The sequence below is a fragment of the Vibrio sp. 1249-1 genome (assembly GCF_033340495.1).
The window spans coordinates 1-552 of sequence record NZ_JAWOWJ010000996.1 but is presented as its reverse complement, the minus strand read 5'-3'; the positions used below and the strand labels follow the sequence as shown (position 1 = coordinate 552).

Annotated in this window: 1 protein-coding gene; it reads left to right on the top strand. The window is 46.9% G+C overall.

The window, feature by feature from the left end:
• Positions 1–2: 2 nt before the first annotated feature.
• A partial coding sequence (locus R7Z50_RS30105) for a spore coat protein U domain-containing protein (RefSeq protein WP_318150099.1) occupies positions 3–552 on the top strand: 550 nt, incomplete at its 3' end.

The following is a 552-nucleotide window of genomic DNA, read 5'->3' as shown; positions in this document are numbered from 1 at the left end:
TTTTGCATCGCTGGCTGGCTAGTCTACTTCTCTTTTTCTCCTGTTCGACAATAGCTTGTCAGCTCACTGCGTCAACACCTTCAATCCAGTTTGGTAGCGTTTCCTCATTTACGGTGTCGAGCACTCAGCAACAAAGTTCAGCTCAGCCTCATGCCGGGATAACGTGTGACTTTTCGACACTTGTGTCGTTGTTGAGTGGCGACTATGTGTCTGTCATATTTACCAGCCTCAATGGTGGGCAGATGACCACCCAAGGAGATGCCAGTTCGATAATTAACTATCAGATCTTTGGCGATTCAAGCCTTTCAGAAGAGTATGTTTTTGGCCAATTGCACACCTTCACAGACACCGACTTGTTAGATTTGTTGGGGCTGTTTGGAGACCAAGTTGAGTTCCCTCTTTATGCTCGGACGGGAGCTGGAAGTAACCTTTCGGCCGGAACTTATACAGACCAAATTATGGCGTCTTGGGATTGGAATTACTGCAAGGGCGTAGGTCTACCAGGAGTATGTATTATTCGGAATGAGGGGAGTGCTCAAAGTACTATTACGG